This window comes from Streptomyces sp. NBC_01267, from assembly GCF_036241575.1.
GTDB lineage: Bacteria > Actinomycetota > Actinomycetes > Streptomycetales > Streptomycetaceae > Streptomyces.
Genome location: NZ_CP108455.1, coordinates 5,234,495 through 5,251,297 on the forward strand (window position 1 = coordinate 5,234,495; position 16,803 = coordinate 5,251,297).

The 16,803-nt window shown below is 70.0% G+C and carries 19 protein-coding genes; 7 read left to right on the plus strand and 12 right to left on the minus strand.

Annotation, left to right across the window (positions count from 1 at the left end; genetic code table 11):
- Positions 1 to 11: 11 nt before the first annotated feature.
- Positions 12 to 530 carry a DUF1003 domain-containing protein gene (locus tag OG709_RS24045; RefSeq protein ID WP_250298066.1) on the minus strand — a complete coding sequence of 173 codons (519 nt, stop codon included), beginning with the start codon at positions 528 to 530 and terminating at the stop codon, positions 12 to 14.
- Positions 520 to 1,833, minus strand: a complete 1,314-nt coding sequence (locus tag OG709_RS24050) for a magnesium transporter MgtE N-terminal domain-containing protein (RefSeq protein ID WP_266640958.1) — start codon at positions 1,831 to 1,833, stop codon at positions 520 to 522. The genes OG709_RS24045 and OG709_RS24050 overlap by 11 nt, the downstream gene beginning before the upstream one ends.
- Before the next feature lie 220 nt (positions 1,834 to 2,053).
- Here OG709_RS24050 and OG709_RS24055 point away from each other — a divergent pair, with 220 nt between their 5' ends.
- Complete coding sequence (locus OG709_RS24055) at positions 2,054 to 2,791, plus strand: hypothetical protein (protein ID WP_250298064.1); 738 nt, start codon at positions 2,054 to 2,056, stop codon at positions 2,789 to 2,791.
- An 84-nt stretch (positions 2,792 to 2,875) separates the two neighbouring features.
- On the opposite strand, the gene OG709_RS24060 is transcribed toward OG709_RS24055, so the two are convergent.
- Together OG709_RS24060 and OG709_RS24065 are read right to left on the minus strand one after the other, a co-directional pair.
- Positions 2,876 to 3,385: a hypothetical protein gene (locus OG709_RS24060; protein WP_326694069.1), complete on the minus strand. Its 510-nt coding sequence runs from the start codon at positions 3,383 to 3,385 to the stop codon at positions 2,876 to 2,878.
- Between the two features lie 53 nt (positions 3,386 to 3,438).
- Positions 3,439 to 4,554, minus strand: coding sequence for a magnesium and cobalt transport protein CorA (locus tag OG709_RS24065; protein ID WP_266640954.1), 1,116 nt, complete (start codon positions 4,552 to 4,554; stop codon positions 3,439 to 3,441).
- 450 nt (positions 4,555 to 5,004) lie between these two features.
- On the opposite strand from OG709_RS24065, the gene OG709_RS24070 reads away from it, so the two are divergent.
- Positions 5,005 to 5,598: a suppressor of fused domain protein gene (locus OG709_RS24070; protein ID WP_329167673.1), complete on the plus strand. Its 594-nt coding sequence runs from the start codon at positions 5,005 to 5,007 to the stop codon at positions 5,596 to 5,598.
- 112 nt (positions 5,599 to 5,710) lie between these two features.
- Here the strand turns inward: OG709_RS24070 and OG709_RS24075 are convergent, their stop codons facing one another.
- On the minus strand, positions 5,711 to 6,949 hold the full coding sequence (locus tag OG709_RS24075; RefSeq protein WP_250298060.1) for an MFS transporter: 1,239 nt from the start codon (positions 6,947 to 6,949) through the stop codon (positions 5,711 to 5,713).
- A gap of 191 nt (positions 6,950 to 7,140) precedes the next feature.
- Here OG709_RS24075 and OG709_RS24080 point away from each other — a divergent pair, with 191 nt between their 5' ends.
- The 3 genes from OG709_RS24080 (at position 7,141) to OG709_RS24090 (ending at position 9,510) form a co-directional block, all read left to right on the plus strand.
- The gene (locus OG709_RS24080; RefSeq protein ID WP_250298059.1) at positions 7,141 to 7,776 is read left to right on the plus strand and encodes a DUF6758 family protein; all 636 of its coding nucleotides are present in this window, start codon (positions 7,141 to 7,143) and stop codon (positions 7,774 to 7,776) included.
- Positions 7,777 to 7,926: 150 nt separating this feature from the next.
- Positions 7,927 to 8,790 carry a PHP domain-containing protein gene (locus tag OG709_RS24085; protein ID WP_250298058.1) on the plus strand — a complete coding sequence of 288 codons (864 nt, stop codon included), beginning with the start codon at positions 7,927 to 7,929 and terminating at the stop codon, positions 8,788 to 8,790.
- A 114-nt stretch (positions 8,791 to 8,904) separates the two neighbouring features.
- The gene (locus tag OG709_RS24090; protein WP_250298057.1) at positions 8,905 to 9,510 is read left to right on the plus strand and encodes a MarC family protein; all 606 of its coding nucleotides are present in this window, start codon (positions 8,905 to 8,907) and stop codon (positions 9,508 to 9,510) included.
- Between the two features lie 104 nt (positions 9,511 to 9,614).
- Here OG709_RS24090 and OG709_RS24095 read toward each other — a convergent pair whose 3' ends face one another.
- Positions 9,615 to 9,767: a hypothetical protein gene (locus tag OG709_RS24095; protein ID WP_167359504.1), complete on the minus strand. Its 153-nt coding sequence runs from the start codon at positions 9,765 to 9,767 to the stop codon at positions 9,615 to 9,617.
- 262 nt (positions 9,768 to 10,029) lie between these two features.
- Between OG709_RS24095 and OG709_RS24100 the strand changes: the two genes are divergently transcribed.
- Positions 10,030 to 10,917 carry an NYN domain-containing protein gene (locus tag OG709_RS24100; protein WP_250298056.1) on the plus strand — a complete coding sequence of 296 codons (888 nt, stop codon included), beginning with the start codon at positions 10,030 to 10,032 and terminating at the stop codon, positions 10,915 to 10,917.
- A 44-nt stretch (positions 10,918 to 10,961) separates the two neighbouring features.
- On the opposite strand, the gene OG709_RS24105 is transcribed toward OG709_RS24100, so the two are convergent.
- Together OG709_RS24105 and OG709_RS24110 are read right to left on the minus strand one after the other, a co-directional pair.
- Positions 10,962 to 11,867: an alpha/beta fold hydrolase gene (locus tag OG709_RS24105; RefSeq protein ID WP_329167674.1), complete on the minus strand. Its 906-nt coding sequence runs from the start codon at positions 11,865 to 11,867 to the stop codon at positions 10,962 to 10,964.
- 180 nt (positions 11,868 to 12,047) lie between these two features.
- Positions 12,048 to 13,697 (minus strand): DEAD/DEAH box helicase, encoded by a 1,650-nt coding sequence (locus OG709_RS24110; RefSeq protein WP_266640942.1) that lies wholly within the window; start codon positions 13,695 to 13,697, stop codon positions 12,048 to 12,050.
- 469 nt (positions 13,698 to 14,166) lie between these two features.
- On the opposite strand from OG709_RS24110, the gene OG709_RS24115 reads away from it, so the two are divergent.
- Complete coding sequence (locus OG709_RS24115; RefSeq protein ID WP_266640940.1) at positions 14,167 to 14,892, plus strand: ferritin-like fold-containing protein; 726 nt, start codon at positions 14,167 to 14,169, stop codon at positions 14,890 to 14,892.
- Positions 14,893 to 14,949: 57 nt separating this feature from the next.
- Here the strand turns inward: OG709_RS24115 and OG709_RS24120 are convergent, their stop codons facing one another.
- The 4 genes from OG709_RS24120 to OG709_RS24135 all read right to left on the minus strand — a co-directional run bounded on the left by OG709_RS24120 (position 14,950) and on the right by OG709_RS24135 (position 16,763).
- Positions 14,950 to 15,216, minus strand: coding sequence for a hypothetical protein (locus tag OG709_RS24120; protein WP_250298053.1), 267 nt, complete (start codon positions 15,214 to 15,216; stop codon positions 14,950 to 14,952).
- 171 nt (positions 15,217 to 15,387) lie between these two features.
- On the minus strand, positions 15,388 to 15,615 hold the full coding sequence (locus tag OG709_RS24125) for a DUF3107 domain-containing protein (protein WP_250298052.1): 228 nt from the start codon (positions 15,613 to 15,615) through the stop codon (positions 15,388 to 15,390).
- 120 nt (positions 15,616 to 15,735) lie between these two features.
- Entirely contained in the window at positions 15,736 to 16,377 is a 642-nt protein-coding gene (locus OG709_RS24130; protein WP_250298051.1) for a TetR/AcrR family transcriptional regulator, read from the minus strand.
- Between the two features lie 143 nt (positions 16,378 to 16,520).
- On the minus strand, positions 16,521 to 16,763 hold the full coding sequence (locus OG709_RS24135; RefSeq protein WP_250298050.1) for a hypothetical protein: 243 nt from the start codon (positions 16,761 to 16,763) through the stop codon (positions 16,521 to 16,523).
- Positions 16,764 to 16,803 lie beyond the last annotated feature (40 nt).

The window sequence follows — 16,803 nt, forward strand, 5'->3', positions numbered from 1 at the left end:
GGAAAGAGTGGTCAGTGGTCGGCTTCATCACTTTCCCGCGGGAATACGGCACGCCGCTCCGCCATCTCCCGCACCAGGTCCTGGAGTTCGGAACGGATCCAGTCACGGGTCGCGACCTCGCCGAGGCCCATCCGCAGCGCGGCGATCTCCCGTGTGAGGTATTCGGTGTCGGCGATGGAGCGTTCGTTCTGGTTCCGGTCCTGCTCCAGATTGACCCGGTCCCGGTCGTCCTGCCGGTTCTGCGCGAGGAGGATCAGCGGCGCCGCGTACGAGGCCTGGAGCGACAGCACCAGGGTCAGGAAGATGAAGGGGTACGGGTCGAAGCGGACGGCGGTCGGCGCGAAGCTGTTCCACACCAGCCAGATGACGATGACGACCGTCATCCAGACGATGAACCGCCCGGTCCCCAGGAACCGCGCGACCTGCTCCGAGAGCCGCCCGAACGACTCCGGGTCGTACTCCGGCAGCCAGCGCCGCCGTTTCATCAGCGGCTGGTCCAGGCGGCCCCTGGGCGTCGGCTCAGCGGCCATCGGACACCTCCGCCCGGTCGTCCGCGGCGCCGGGCCCGTCCGGGACGCCGGGCTCCTGGTGGAAGTCGGTCTCGCGCCAGTCGCGCGGCAGCAGGTGGTCGAGCACGTCGTCGACGGTGACCACCCCGAGCAGCGAACCGCTCGCGTCCACGACCGGCGCGGCGACCAGGTTGTACGCCGCGAGGTAACTGGTCAGCGCGGGCAGCGTGGACTCCGGCGACAGCGGCGGGAGATCGCTGTCGACGACCGCGCCGACCAGAGTGAACGGAGGGTCGCGCAGCAGTCGCTGGAAGTGCACCGTGCCTAGATACTTGCCGGTCGGCGTCTCGTCGGGCGGCCTGCACACGTACACCTGCGCGGCCAGCGCGGGGGACAGGTCCTGCTTGCGGACCCGGGCCAGCGCGTCCGCGATCGTGGCGTCCGGACGCAGCACGATCGGCTCGGTCGTCATCAGACCACCGGCGGTCCGCTCCTCGTACGCGAGCAGCCGCCGCACGTCCGCGGCGTCGTGCGGTCGCATCAGTGTCAGCAGCCGCTCCTTGTCCGCCTCGGGCAGCTCACTCAGCAGGTCGGCGGCGTCGTCCGGGTCCATCGCCTCCAGGACGTCCGCGGCGCGTTCCTCCTGGAGCTTGCCGAGGATCTCCACCTGGTCGTCCTCGGGCAGCTCCTCCAGTACGTCGGCGAGCCGGTCGTCGTCGAGTGCGGCGGCCACCTCCGCACGGCGCTTGGGCGTCAGGTGGTGCAGCACATTGGCGATGTCGGCCGGGTGCAGCTCCTCGAAGGTGGCGACCAGGTTCTCCGCACCCTGCGCCTCCTCCTCCAGCGAGAATCCGGTGACCGCCGACCACTCGACGGTCAGGGTCTCGCCCTTGCGGCGGAGCGCGCCGCCCTTCCCTCTCCGTACGAAGACCTTGTCGATCTCCCAGTCACGGCGGGCGGGCAGCTGCCGCACGGACACGTCGAGGACGGTCACCGCCTCGTCCGTGCCGGTCAGGTACACCCGGCGGTCCAGCAGTTCGCCGAGGACCAGGCGCTCGGTGGGGTGCTGTTCGAAGCGGCGCACATTGAGCACGCCCGTGGTGATGACCTGTCCCGACTCGATGCCTGTCACCCGGGTCATCGGCAGGAAGATCCGGCGGCGGCTGGTCACCTCGACGACCAGACCGAGCAGCCGCGGCGGCCGGCTGCCGACACGCAACATGGCGACGAGGTCGCGGACCCGGCCCACCTGGTCGCCGTTCGGATCGAACACGGCGACACCGGAGAGGTGGGAGACGAAGATCCGGGGGGCGCCTGCGGCCATGTACGCGCCTCCTCTTCCTGCCGGTCCGTTCCTTGTCCGCACGGCGCCGCTTCATGCTGATTCATGATGGCATGAGGCCTTCTTTCGGACTTCACGTTAGCCCGTCCCGATCGGTACTGCCCCGGTAGAGCGTCCGGATGGCTCTGCCGTCATTTCCGTAGGGGCGACGGGTACGCTGCGGTCTGCTGTTGAGGACACTCGTATGAGAGGCAGTGCGCACGTGGCTGCATTTCCCCCGGCCGCCCGAGCCCGCAGGGCAGGACTCGCAGGCGCCCTGTGCGCCGCTCTGGCGGTGTCGCTCGCAGCCTGTGGTGAGGACCCGGACGCGGGGACCAACGGCGTCGGCAAGCTCTCCGCGAAGGACATCGAGTCCCGCGCGCGCAAGGCGGCGGACGGGGCGAGTGCCGTACGGGTGTCGGGCACGCTGGTCAGCAAGGGCGGCTCGTACAAGCTGAACATGCAGCTCAAGTCGGACGGCGGCACGGGGTCCGTCACGTCGAGGAGCAGCACCTTCGCGTTGCTGCGGATCGATGACGCGCTCTACGTGAAGGCCGGCGCGGGCTTCTGGAACCAGAAGGACGGCGAGGGCGGGACCGCCGCCGCGGGCAAGCTCGACGACAAGTACGTGAAGGTCCCGAAGGGTGACCCGGCGTACGAGCAGTTCCGCGGCCTCACCGACATGAACAGCCTGCTCGACGGGCTGCTCGGCCTGCACGGCTCACTGAAGAAGGGTGACCGCACCGAGGTCGCCGGGGTGCGCACCGTCCAGGTCACCGGCGGCGACGGGTCGGGCGGCAGGCTCGACGTGTCGCTCAAGGGGACGCCGTACCCGCTGCGGTTCCAGCGGGCGGGTGGCGCGGGGGTGGTTCAACTGGCCGAGTGGAACAAGGACTTCGCCCTGAAGGCGCCCGACCGGAACGACACGGTGGACTACGGGCAGAACCTGCCGAAGACGTGACGAACCGACGTGGTGATGTGAAGGCTGACGCGAAGAGCTGACGCGAAGGGCCCGGGACGTGCCCGGTCCGGGGACCGCGTCACGTCACCGCTTGCGCTTCCGCTTGAGCAGCAGCTTCGGGAGCCCGGCGGGCACCGGGCGCCGCGTCGTCGCCGGAGTCGGCAGCGGGGCCGCGGCGAGCGAACCGTCCGGCAGCTCGGTACGGGACTCGCCGGGAACCAGCCGCAGCACCCGGCACTCCTGCGCCCAGCGCTCCACCATCGCCTCGCTGTCGGGTGCGTTCAGCCGCTTGCCCTTGAGCTCGGCGACGGCCGCGTCCCACTCCTCGGAGCCGGGCGCGAGGTCCGTGACGACGGTGGACCACGTCACCAGCCGCCCGCCCTTGTCCTTGCTGCGCACCGTGACCTCGGCGGGCGCCCCCGCGGTCAGACCGGGCAGCGGCTGCTCCCCGGGCCCGTCACCGACGAGCAGGGCCGCTCCCTCGTGCCACACGTGCCACAGCGCCCGTGCGGGACCCGAGCCCCGCACCCAGATGAGGCCGGACTTCTTGGTGGCCTCCTCGACGAGGGCCTGCTCCAGCACAGTCGGTGTCATGGGCCCAGCGTAACGACCCCGCCCGCCGCAGCCGCCGCCGCACAGCGGGCTGCTCAGAGCCAGCCGTTGCGCCGGAGCGTGCGGTGGATGGCGAGGCAGACGACCAGGATCCCGCCCATCACCAGGGGATAGCCGAATCGCCACTGGGTCTCGGGCATGTACTTGAAGTTCATGCCGTAGACCCCGGTGATCATCGTCGGAACGGCGATCACCGCCGCCCACGCGGTGATCTTGCGCATGTCCTCGTTCTGCGCGACCGTCGCCTGCGCCAGGTTCGCCTGGAGGATCGAGTTGAGCAGGTCGTCGAAGCCGACCACCTGCTCCTGCACGCGGGCCAAGTGGTCGGCGACATCACGGAAGTACTTCTGGATGTCCGGGTCGATCAGCCGCATGGGGCGCTCGCTCAGCTGCTGCATCGGCCGCAGCAGGGGCGACACCGCGCGCTTGAACTCCAGTACCTCACGCTTCAGTTGGTAGATGCGCCCGGCGTCGGTGCCGCGCGAAGTGCCCTTCGCGGGCTCGGAGAAGACATCGATCTCGACCTCGTCGATGTCGTCCTGGACGGCGGCGGCGACCGCGAGGTAGCCGTCGACGACCTGGTCGGCGAGGGAGTGCAGTACGGCCGACGGGCCCTTGGCGAGCAGTTCGGTGTCCTCCTGCAGGCGGTGGCGCAGGGCGCGCAGCGAGCCCTGTCCGCCGTGCCGGACGGTGATGACGAAGTCCCGCCCGGTGAAGCACATCACCTCACCGGTCTCGACGACCTCGCTGGTCGAGGTGAGCTGGGCGTGCTCGACGTAGTGGATGGTCTTGAAGACGGTGAAGAGGGTGTCGTCGTACCGCTCCAGCTTGGGCCGCTGGTGGGCGTGGACCGCGTCCTCGACGGCGAGCGGGTGCAGTTCGAACTCGGCCGCGATCCCGGAGAACTCCTCCTCGGTCGGCTCGTGCAGCCCGATCCAGGCGAATCCGCCCCCCGCGCGCACCGACTTCAGCGCTTCACGCGGGGTCAGGCACCCCTGACTGTGCTGGCGTACGCCGTCGCGGTAGACCGCGCAGTCCACCACGGCGCTGCTGGCGGAGGGGTCACGGGTGGGGTCGTAATTGCTGTGCGTGGTGCTGCTCTTGCGCAGGGCCGGGCGGACCGCTGCGCGCAGGTCACGGATCATCGACATGGCGGGGCTCCTTCACGGAGAGGCCGTCGGCGAGCGTGGCACTGCCCGGAATGGGGGCGTATCGAGGTGTTGGTCTCATACGTCCGCAAAGCGGGCGGAACCGCGGCGTCGCGGTGACGGCGTTCGCTACAGACACGGATCAGACAGAAGCGGTGTGCTCTTCCGGCGTGCGAAATGCCATGAGACTCAAGCGTTTTCCCAGCATGGGAGCCGGGTAGGCAGGGTCTCGGATCTACGGATAACTCAGATCACGGCGAACACAGGGAGTGCACGGAAGAGCGGCTCGTACTGCACGGTCGACTCGGATCTCGATCCATTGCAGTCCCACCTCCTCCGGCCGGTCCCCCGTAGGGGACGTTCATACTGCCCTGACCAGCGGCCAAGACTATCAGGCGAGTGAAGTGTCAAGCCCCCACTTTGCCCGTTCGATACGCGCTCTATGCTCGGCCCATGGGAGATGTTCTCGCTCTGGTGGAAGCCCGACTGCGCTCGGCGCTGGGTGAACCGGACGCTCGCGCGGCAGTGACGTTCCTGGGTACGGACCGGATCGAGGTGCTGCGTTTCGTGGACTCCGGCGACCCGGCACTCGTCCGGTACGCCACGCTGGGAATGTCCGCGCACCCGATGGCCGACCCCACGGCCACCCTCGCCGACCCGGTAAAGGGCCCCCGCGCCGAGTTGGTGCTCTCGGTACGCGCCGGGCTCGCCGACACCGACCAGGTGCTCCGCCCGCTGGCCGTACTCGCCGCTTCCCCGCAGGTGGAGGGGGTGGTGGTGGCCCCCGGCGCCTCGCTCGACCTCGGTGAACCACTGTGGGGCGGCGCCCCGTTCAGCTCTGTCCTGGTCGCCGAACCCGGGGGACTCGTGGCGGATCTGGAGCTCGACGAACCGCTGGATCCGGTCCGCTTCCTGCCGCTGCTGCCGATGACCGGCAACGAGGCCGCCTGGAAGCGGGTGCACGGAGCGCAGGAGCTCCAGGAGCGCTGGCTGACACACGGAACGGACCTGCGCGATCCGCTGCGCAGGTCCGTCACGCTCGGCTGACGGCCAACCGGCAATCTGCTGCTGCCGGTTGGCGGATTCTCGACTCACGAGGACTCGGTTCACCGGGAGTCTTGGGTATCAGCTCGCGAAGGCTCTCAGCTCACGAAGGCTCTCAGTTCACGAAGACCGAGACCCCGTCCTCGGTCGCGTGGGCCGGCTGGAGTTCCTCCGCCTCGTGGCTCAGGGCCGTGCGCCGGACCCCGACCACGACCGCTCCGAGCACCGCGGCGACCGCGGCCACCACGAACGGGATGTGGATGTTCGTCCAGCCCTCGATCTTCGGGGCGAGGAACGGCGCGGCGGCTGCTGCGAACCAGCGGACGAAGTTGTAGCCCGCGCTGGCCACCGGACGCGGCGCGTCCGAGACGCCGAGCGCCAGCTCCGTGTAGACGGTGTTGTTGAGGCCGATGAAGGCACCGGACAGGACCGTGCAGACGATCGCCGTCGTGTGGTTGCCGTAACCGAGCACCACCAGGTCGGCGGCGAGCAGGACGAGGGAGAGCCCCAGCACCCTGAGGGTCCCGAAGCGCTTCTGGAGCCGCGGCGCGACGAGTACCGAGAAGACCGCGAGCAGCAGGCCCCAGCCGAAGAAGACCGCACCCGACTTGTACGGCGTCATGTTCAGCACGAACGGGGTGAACGCCAGGACCGTGAAGAACGCGTAGTTGTAGAAGAAGGCCGAACCCGCGACGGAGGCGAGCCCGCCGTGTCCGAGTGCCCGGATCGGGTCGAGCAGGGATGTCTTACGGGCCGGCCTGGGCTGTTCCTTGAGCAGGAACGAGATGCAGATGAAGCCGATGGCCATCAGGGCCGCGGTGCCGAAGAACGGGTAGCGCCAGCTGGCATTGCCGAGCAGCGCGCCCACCAGCGGCCCGCACGCCATGCCGAGGCCGAGTGCCGACTCGTACAGCAGGATCGCCGCCGCGCTGCCGCCCGCCGCGGCGCCGACGATGACGGCGAGTGCGGTGGAGACGAAGAGCGCGTTGCCGAGCCCCCAGCCGGCCCGGAAGCCGACCAGTTCCCCGACGGAGCCCGAGGTGCCGGAGAGGGCCGCGAAGACCACGACCAGCGCGAGTCCGGCCAGCAGGGTCTTCTTGCCGCCGATCCGGCTGGAGACCCAGCCGGTGACCAGCATCGCGACGGCGGTGATCAGGAAGTACGAGGTGAACAGCAGGGAGACCTGACTGGGTGTCGCCTGCAGGCCCTTGGCGATGGACGGCAGGATCGGGTCGACGAGCCCGATCCCCATGAAGGCCACGACGGACGCGCCCGCCGTGGCCCAGACGGCCATCGGCTGACGCAGGATGCTCCCGGCTCCTTCGTCGAACGGGTCCTCTCCGGCTCCGTGCATGTGATGCCTCACTCTCCGAACTCTCCGAACTGTCCCGCTAGGTCGTTGCGTTATACACACAATAAGTTAGGTGGGCTAATGAATGCAACATACATCTAATTCTGCTGGTCAGGCGGTCCCGTCCCGGTAGCTGCGCCGCGGACGGTTGATCGTCTTGACGCGACGACGGGCGGGGAGGACCGTTGGGAACTATGAGGGGCGAACCCAGTTGCCCGAAGTGTGGTGGCCGGGTCAGGGCGCCCGGCCTCTTTGCCGACTCGTGGCAGTGCGACGTGCACGGGACGGTCTATCCGTTGCAGCCCGTGATTCCACCCAGCGTCGAGGGCCTCGGCGTCGTGGTCCACCGTGCGAAGGTGCCCGTGTGGATGCCATGGCCGCTGCCCGTCGGCTGGCTGTTCACCGGGGTGGTCTCCGCGGGCGACGAGCGCAGTGGAGGCAGAGCCACCGCTGTGGCCTGTTCGGGTCCCGGCCCGCTCGGCGGGACGGGAGAGCTGCTGCTGGTGGCGGAGGAGCTGGGCGTCGGACTCGGCGCGCGGTACGCGGGCATCGAGGGCCCCGACCCCGGTCCGTACATCGACGTCGACAAGCCCCCGCAGGCGAAGGTGCTGGCCGCGGGGCGTCCCACCCCGCTCTGGCACGTCACGTCCCCCGGCGACCGCGCGGTCTTCGCGGGTGAGGCGCGCGGGCTCTGGCTGTGGGCGGTCCTGTGGCCCGAGCAGTCGGGGCTGCTGATGTACGACGAGTTGGTGCTGACCGACCTCCGGGGCATCGGTGCCGAGGTCGATCTGCTGCCGTGCGGGGCGCTGTCGCCGCGCATTCTGTCCTGACGCGCGGCGCCCCCGGCCCACGGTGACCGGGCGGGAGCCGAGGTCCCGGCCGGGGCCGACCGGGCGGAGTCGCGGCCGACCGGGGGAGGGCCGCGCGCCAGTTACCCTTGACTGTCCCTTTCCACGTCCTGAGCCCCGGAGTCACGCGTCGTGCGCATTGATCTGCACACCCACTCCACGGCTTCGGACGGTACGGACACCCCCGCCGAGCTGGTGCGCAACGCCGCCGCGGCGGGCCTGGACGTCGTCGCGCTCACCGATCACGACTCCACCCGCGGCCATGCCGAGGCGATAGCCGCACTGCCCGCAGGACTGACCCTGGTCACCGGCGCCGAGCTCTCCTGCCGGATCGACGGCATCGGGCTGCACATGCTCGCCTACCTCTTCGACCCCACCGAGCCGGAGTTCCTGCGCGAGCGTGAACTCGTACGGGACGACCGCGTCCCGCGCGCCCGGACCATGGTCGAGAAGCTCCAGGGGCTGGGCGTCCCGATCACCTGGGAACAGGTCGCGCGCATCGCGGGCGACGCCTCGATCGGCCGCCCGCACATCGCCACCGCCCTCGTCGAGCTCGGCGTCGTCGACACCGTCTCCGACGCCTTCACCCCCGAGTGGCTGGCCGACGGCGGGCGGGCGTACGCGGAGAAGCACGAACTCGACCCGTTCACCGCGATCCGGCTGGTCAAGCAGGCCGGTGGCGTCACCGTCTTCGCGCACCCGCAAGCGGTCAAGCGGGGCCGGGTGGTGCCCGAGTCGGTGGTGGCGGACCTCGCCGCGCGCGGTCTCGACGGCATCGAGGTCGACCACATGGACCACGACGAGCCCACCCGGGCACGGTTGCGGGTCCTGGCCGACGAGCTCGGGCTGCTGGCCACGGGCTCCAGCGACTACCACGGCAGCCGGAAGTTCGTGGAGCTCGGGGCGTGTACGACGCATCCCGAGGTCTACGGCGAGATCACCCGGCGCGCGACCGGCGCGTTCCCGGTGCCGGGCGCCGGCGGACACTCCGCGTAAGTCCCTGCCGCCGCTCCCGGCGGCACATCTCTCCCTCGCTTCACTCTCCCCTTCGCTCTTCCTCCGTACCTCCACGCAAGCTCCGTACCTCTCCACGCAAGCAAGGCCCTCACTGTGTTCGACGTTGCCGTTTTCGGATCCCTTTTTGTCACGCTTTTTGTGATCATGGACCCACCTGGGATCACTCCGATCTTCCTTGCCCTGACAGCGGGCCGCCCCGCCAAGGTCCAGCGCCGGATGGCGGGCCAGGCCGTCGCCGTGGCGTTCGGGGTGATCGCCGTCTTCGGTCTGCTCGGCCAGCAGATCCTCGACTACCTGCATGTCTCCGTACCGGCGCTGATGATCGCGGGCGGTCTGCTCCTGCTGCTCATCGCGCTCGATCTGCTCACCGGCAAGACGGACGAGCCGACGCAGACGAAGGACGTCAATGTGGCCCTCGTGCCCCTGGGCATGCCGCTGCTCGCCGGGCCCGGTGCGATCGTCTCGGTGATCCTGGCGGTGCAGCACGCGAACACCGCGGCCCAGCAGGTGTCGGTGTGGGGAGCGATCATCGCCATGCACGCGGTGCTCTGGGTGACCATGCGGTACTCGCTGCTGATCATCCGGGTGATCAAGGACGGCGGTGTGGTGCTGGTGACGCGGCTCGCCGGGATGATGCTGTCGGCCATCGCGGTCCAGCAGATCATCAACGGCATCACCCAGGTCATCAAGGGCGGCTGAGCGGCCCACCCGGCAGCCTCTCGGCCCGCGTCGCCGTACCGCTGAACGCACAGCGCCCCCGCACGGTCCGTGCGGGGGCGCTTCGTCTTTGACTTCTTACGGTGTTACGAAGCCGAGGTGTCGGCCGGCCGGATGTAGATGCGCTGGCCGATTGCGGCGGCCTGCTGCACGATCCGGTTGACGGAGGCGGCGTCTACGACGGTGCTGTCCACGGCTGTGCCGTCGACGTCATCGAGTCGCATGATTTCGAAGCGCAAGGCTTCTCCCTTCGTCTGATCCTCCTGCTAGGAGAACTACTGGTGCGGGCCCTGTCAGTCTCGTCCCGCGCTGCGTCCGGGCGGTTGCCCGCCCGTTAAGAGGGGATTGCGTCATTAAGGGATCAACACGTTCCGAAGGGAACAACGAGTTGCTTCCAGCAAACATTCCCTACGCTAAGGAAAATTTTCGCGAGCCTAAGTATCCACGGGTGGGGGCGACAGGTTGTGCTCGCTCCGTGACGGCACAGACAATGAAGCCCGTATGAACGATCCTGATATCAGCGCTCAGCTGCAGCGCACGAATGAGCTTCTCCAGCGCGTGCTCGCCGAGGTGTCCAAGACGCCCTCCACGCACGCGATCTTCGTCGACGCCGGGTATGTGTACGCCGCCGCCGGTCTGCTGGTCACCGGCAACGAGGACCGCCGGTCGTTCGACCTCGACGCCGAGGGGCTGATCGAGGCCTTCATCGACAAGGCCCGGACGATCTTCGCGGACAGCCGTCTGCTGCGGGTGTACTGGTACGACGGCGCCCGGCGCCGTATCCACACCCCCGAGCAGCAGTCCATCGCCGAGCTGCCCGACGTCAAGGTCCGGCTGGGCAACCTCAACGCCAACAATCAGCAGAAGGGCGTCGACTCGCTCATCCGCACGGATCTGGAGTCGCTGGCCAGACACCGGGCGATCAGCGACGCGGCGCTGGTCGGCGGTGACGAGGACCTGGTCTCGGCGGTCGAGGCCGCGCAGGGGTACGGCGCGCGGGTCCATCTCTGGGGCATCGAGGCGGGGGAGGGCCGCAACCAGGCCGAACCGCTGCTCTGGGAGGTCGACAGCCAGCGCACCTTCGACCTCGAATTCTGGCAGCCGTACGTCGTGCGGCGTCCGGTCACGGTGTACGAGGAGGGCACGCCCCCGCCGTCCCGTGAGGACGTCCGCTTCGTGGGCGCGCAGATCGCGGCGACCTGGCTCTCCGAACGGGGCCGCCAGACGCTGGCCGAGCTGCTGCCGGGCCGCCCCTACCTGCCGGGCCCGGTGGACCAGGACCTGCTGGTGGAGGCGGAACGGCTGCTCCAGCGGTCGCTGCGCGGGCACGGCGATCTGCGACGGGCCCTGCGGGACGGCTTCTGGAACCATCTGCAGTCGCAGTACTGAGCGAGCGGCGCCCCCGCCCGGTCCGGGCGGTTCCGTGGCGCGCGTCAGCGCTGCGCGTCTCCCTGCTCTACGTGTCCGTGCTGTACGTGTCCGTGCTGTACGTCTCCGTGCTGGGCGTCCCAGAAGGCGCTCAGCGCTTCGGCCGTCCGCGTGGGCCGGTCGGTGTTGGGCGAGTGTTCGGCCCCCTCGACGACGGTCCGCGCGGCTCCCAGCCGTACCGCCATCGCGTCGAGCAGCGGCACCGGCCAGGTGTCGTCGCGCTCGCCCGACACGACGTGCTGGGGCAGCGGTACGGCGGCGAGTTCGTCCACCCGGTCCGGCTCGGTGGCCAACTGCCGTCCTGTGGCGATGAGTTGAGCGGGTGAATGCATCAACCAGCGTCGGCGCATGGCCGGTTCGTGGTCGCCTTCGTCGGCGTCCTGCGGCGGTCCCATCGCCTGCATCGCCTCCCACACCCTGCCCATGTCCAGCACGGGCAGCGCCTCGCTCAGCAGCCTGATCTTCTGCTGCTGGGCGGCGGTGACCTCGGCGGGACCCGAGGAGATCAGCGTCAGTGAGGTGAAGGGGGCCGGGTCGAGCAGGACCGCCGCGCGGGCGATCTGGCCGCCGAGCGAGTGCCCGACCAGATGCACGCCACCGCCGAGAGCCTCGGCCTGCGCCAGTACGTCCCTGGCCAACTCGGCCTGGGAGTAGGCCTCTTGGTCGTCGGGCCCGGCCGTTTCGTACTGTCCGCGACCGTCGACGGCCACGACCCGGTAACCGGCTGCGGCGAGCGGCGTGAACATCGCGATGAAGTCCTCCTTGCTTCCCGTGTAACCGGGCAGCAGGAGCGCGGTGCCCTGGTGGGGGGCGGTGGCCGGTGTGTCCAGGGTGGCGAAGGTGCCGCGGGAGGTCAGGAGGGGGCGCGGGTGGGTGCCGGGGGGCGGGGTGAAGGTGGGTGGCCTGCTCATGCGACGAGGCTAGCGGGGGCGGGAGCGGGGCGGAACGGGAGTGCGCTGGGGCGGGAACGCGGCGGGAGCGTGCCGGGGTGATTCCGCGGAGCACCCCTCGCCCGGCACGACCTCGCCCCGGCATGCCGGTGGCCCGGACCCCGTCACGCGGGGTCCGGGCCACCAGGGCTCGTTCGGGGCTCAGCTCTCCGGCTGTGCCTTCGGCGTGCGCGTACGGCGGCGCTTCGGCTTCGCCTCCGCCGCCTCGGTCGCCTCTGCCGACTTCGCATCGGCCGGAGCCGCTGCCACGGTGTCCGCGGCAGCCGCCTTCGGCTTCGTCGTACGCGTCCGCTTCGGCTTGACCACCGCGGGCGCCTCCGCCTCGGCCACCGGCGCGGCCGGAGCCACCACGGCGGCCTCGGCCACCGCGGTCCGGGTGTCGGCGCTCGCCCGGGTGCGACGGCGACGACGCGGTGCGCGGGCCTCCGTGGCGTCGTCGGCGGGCGCGGGCTGCTCGGTCACGGCCACCGCGGGTGCGGCCTCGGCCGACTCGGTGAGCGGTGCGCCGTTGCGGGTGCGGCGGCGCTGGCGGGGCGTGCGCGGCGCACGCTCCTCCTTCACGGCGGGCGCGGGCACGGACGCCTTGCGGCCACGGCCGCCGGTCTCGCCCAGGTCCTCGACCGCTTCGGCGCCGAGCCCGGCGCGCGTACGCTCCGCGCGCGGCAGGACGCCCTTCGTGCCGACCGGGATGCCCAGCAGCTCGTAGAGGTGCGCGGAGGTGGAGTAGGTCTCCTCCGGCTCGTCGAACGGCAGGTCCAGCGCCTTGTTGATCAGCTTCCAGCGCGGGATGTCGTCCCAGTCGACCAGGGTGATCGCCGTACCCGACTTGCCCGCGCGGCCGGTGCGGCCGATGCGGTGCAGGTACGTCTTCTCGTCCTCGGGGGACTGGTAGTTGATGACGTGCGTCACATCGTCGACATCGATACCGCGGGCCGCGACGTCGGTGCACACCAGGACGTCGACCTTGCCGTTGCGGAAGGCGCGCAGCGCCTGCTCGCGGGCGCCCTGGCCGAGGTCGCCGTGGACCGCGCCGGAGGCGAAGCCGCGGGTGGCCAGCTGCTCGGCGATGTCGGCGGCCGTCCGCTTCGTACGGCAGAAGATCATCGCGAGGCCGCGGCCGTCCGCCTGGAGGATGCGGGAGACCAGCTCCGGCTTGTCCATGGAGTGCGCGCGGAAGATGTGCTGCGTGATGTTCGCGACGGTCTGGCCCTCGCCGTCGGGCGAGGTCGCGCGGATGTGGGTGGGCTGCGACATGTAACGCCGGGCCAGGCCGATGACCGCGCCGGGCATGGTCGCGGAGAACAGCATGGTCTGGCGCTTGACCGGCAGCATGCCCATGATGCGCTCGACGTCGGGGAGGAAGCCCAGGTCCAGCATCTCGTCGGCCTCGTCGAGGACGAGCGCCCGGACGTGACCGAGGTTGAGCTTCTTCTGGCCCGCCAGGTCGAGCAGTCGGCCCGGCGTGCCGACGATGATGTCGACGCCCTTCTTCAGGGCCTCGACCTGCGGCTCGTAGGCCCGGCCGCCGTAGATGGCGAGCACCCGGACGTTACGGACCTTGCCGGCGGTCTGCAGGTCGTTGGTCACCTGCTGGCACAGCTCACGGGTCGGTACGACGACGAGCGCCTGCGGAGCGTCGGTCAGCTTGTCGGGCCCGGCCCGGCCCGCCTCGACGTCCGCGGGGACGGTGACGCGCTCGAGCAGCGGCAGTCCGAAGCCGAGCGTCTTGCCGGTACCGGTCTTGGCCTGGCCGATGACGTCGGAGCCGGAGAGCGCGACGGGGAGCGTCATCTCCTGGATGGGGAACGGGGAGGTGATGCCGACGGCCTCAAGGGCTTCGGCGGTCTCGGTCAGAATGCCGAGGTCTCGGAACGTAGTCAGGGTGCTGCCTCTTCTGTGAGACGCGGACCGAGGCGAACAAGGGGGTCGTACCGTGCCGTCTGGCGCGGGACCACTGCCTTCGCTCAAGCGCTCGTGCCGCTGAGGGGGCCCCTCACATCGAATGGTGAGGGCGGTCAGGTGGAGCCGATCGGGCCACCGACCGGGCATCCTCATTCGGATGGCATGCCGAAACATTCGACAGGCGCATTACCACTGTACCCCCAAATCGCGCAGCTGTGTTGGGTGAATTCATCGGGAGACCAAGGCCACAGTGACCGGACGGGCCTGTGCGGACCCTCTCCGGCGCCCTGTTCCCCGTGCGCGTTCCGGCCCCGCTCGTCGATTCGTCGTTCGGGGGCGGAGCGCTATTGTGCGGTCCATGGAGACGCCTGACACCGCCAACGCCCCCACCGGAATCGCCGCCCAGAGCTGGGAAACGGCATCCGCCGACCCGAGGTATCACGCCGCGGTCGTGGACCTGCTCGGCGCGCTCGCGTACGGCGAACTGGCGGCCTTCGAGCGGCTCGCCGAGGACGCCAAACTCGCACCCACGCTCGCCGACAAGGCAGCGCTCGCGAAGATGGCGTCGGCCGAGTTCTCCCACTTCGAGCGGTTGTCCGAGCGGCTGTCCGCGATCGATGTGGAGCCGACGGCGTCCATGGAACCGTTCGCGCAGGCACTGGACGACTTCCACCGGCAGACCGCACCGTCGGACTGGCTGGAGGGCCTGGTCAAGGCATACGTGGGCGACTCGATCGCCAGTGACTTCTACCGTGAGGTCGCGGCCCGGCTCGACACGGACACTCGTGAGCTGGTGCTCGCGGTGCTCGACGACACGGGGCACGGCAACTTCGCCGTGGAGAAGGTGCGCGCGGCGATCGAGGCGGAGCCGCGGGTCGGCGGGCGGCTGGCGCTCTGGGCGCGGCGGCTGATGGGCGAGGCACTGAGCCAGGCCCAGCGGGTGGTGGCCGACCGGGACGCGCTGTCCACGATGCTCGTGGGGGGCGTCGCCGACGGCTTCGACCTGGCGGAGGTCGGGCGGATGTTCTCCCGGATCACCGAGGCGCACACGAAGCGGATGGCCGCGCTGGGGCTGGCCGCGTAGCACCGGCCGGACTGCCGGGCGCAGGCGCTGCCGCCGTACCCGGAACGCGGGTGAGACTCAGATCGTGGCTGATCGTCGGATCCTCCCCGCCGGACGCACGAGCAGCGAGAGCACCACGGCGCTCACGGCCACGGCGCCCACCAGTGTCGCCAGCAGATGGCCGGGGCCGAGTGCCGAGTGGGTGAGGAAGGCGCCGAACAGGGCGCCGATCGGGCCGGTGACCAGCACCACTTGCCGGGCCGGCAGTCGGGCCGGCGATGTCCGCGCCGCCGACCAGGCCAGTGCGAGGCCGAGCAGAACGGAGCCGAGGGCTTCCCAGAACATGTCATCCCTTCCGTGACCAGGCGAATTGCTACTGACCCGGTCCTACCCGGTGGCTCCCGGACGCAACCCTCACCAGGGCCCGGCCGGACACACGGGAACGGCCCGGCGGTCGTGTTGACCGCCGGGCCGTTCCCGTCGTTCGTCCTGCTGGGTCCTGCTGCTGTGTGCTGCTTACAGGGCGCCGAAGCCGACCCGGCGGGTCGCCGGTTCGCCGAGCTCCACGTAAGCGATCCGGTCGGCCGGTACCAGGACCCTGCGGCCCTTGTCGTCCGTGAGGCTGAGCAGCTGTGCCTTGCCGGCCAGCGCGTCGGCAACCGAGCGCTCGACCTCCTCGGCGGACTGCCCGCTCTCCAGAACGATCTCCCGGGGCGCGTGCTGCACGCCGATCTTGACCTCCACGGCTATGTCCCTCCGACGGTCGTGCGATGCGCGGTCAGCCGCGCCGTACGCTGCACACATTAGCCCGGTACGGGAACAGGTAAGACGTCAGCACTGCACGCCCGCAGCGAACAGTATTTCTCAGTGCTGGTCGCTGCCGTGCAGCGGGAAGCCCGCGATGCCGCGCCAGGCGAGCGAGGTCAGGAGCTGTACCGCCGTGTCGCGCGGGATGCCGGACTCGCTGGAGAGCCAGTAGCGGGCGACCACCTGGGACACACCGCCGAGGCCCACCGCCAGCAGCATCGACTCGTCCTTGGAGAGTCCGGTGTCGCCCGCGATGACGTCGGAGATCGCCTCGGCGCACTGGAGCGACACCCGGTCGACGCGCTCACGCACCGCGGGCTCGTTCGTCAGGTCGGACTCGAAGACCAGCCGGAACGCGCCGCCCTCGTCCTGGACGTACGCGAAGTAGGCGTCCATCGTCGCGGCCACGCGCAGTTTGTTGTCCGTGGTCGAGGCCAGAGCCGTACGGACCGCCTGGAGCAGCGATTCGCAGTGCTGGTCGAGCAGTGCCAGATACAGGTCGAGCTTGCCCGGGAAGTGCTGGTAGAGCACGGGCTTGCTGACCCCGGCCCGTTCAGCGATGTCGTCCATCGCCGCAGAGTGGTAGCCCTGTGCGACAAAGACTTCCTGGGCGGCCCCCAGGAGCTGGTTACGTCGTGCGCGGCGCGGCAGCCGCGTACCCCGCGGGCGCGCTGCCTCGGTCTGCTCGATGGCTGTCACGCCGCCTCCCAATGATTGAACAAGCACAGTGGAACAAGCACACGCAGGTGCGTCGCTGCCCCGCCATCGTACTTTTGGGTAACCCGGCTGTGTGCGGTGCGGACGCAGAATTTCACGGACCGGACGGCTGGGGGAAGAGAGATTCAGCGGTAGTCGTCCTCGTCGACGGGGACGACGCGGGCCTGTTCGGCGGCGTCCGCCTCGTTCGCCGTGGCGGGATCGATGCCGGTCAGCGGGTCGTCCTCCTGCGGCGAGAGGTCGGTGCGCTGCTCCGCGCTGTCGGCCGGGTCGGCCTCGGACGGACCGGCCTCGTCGTCGCGCGTGGTCGGTTCGGACGGGTCGGTCGGGTCGGTGGATTCCGTGGATTCCGTGGGTTCGGTCGGCATGGTGGCGTCCCTTCCCTCCCTTCCGAGAGTAGGAGCCCGC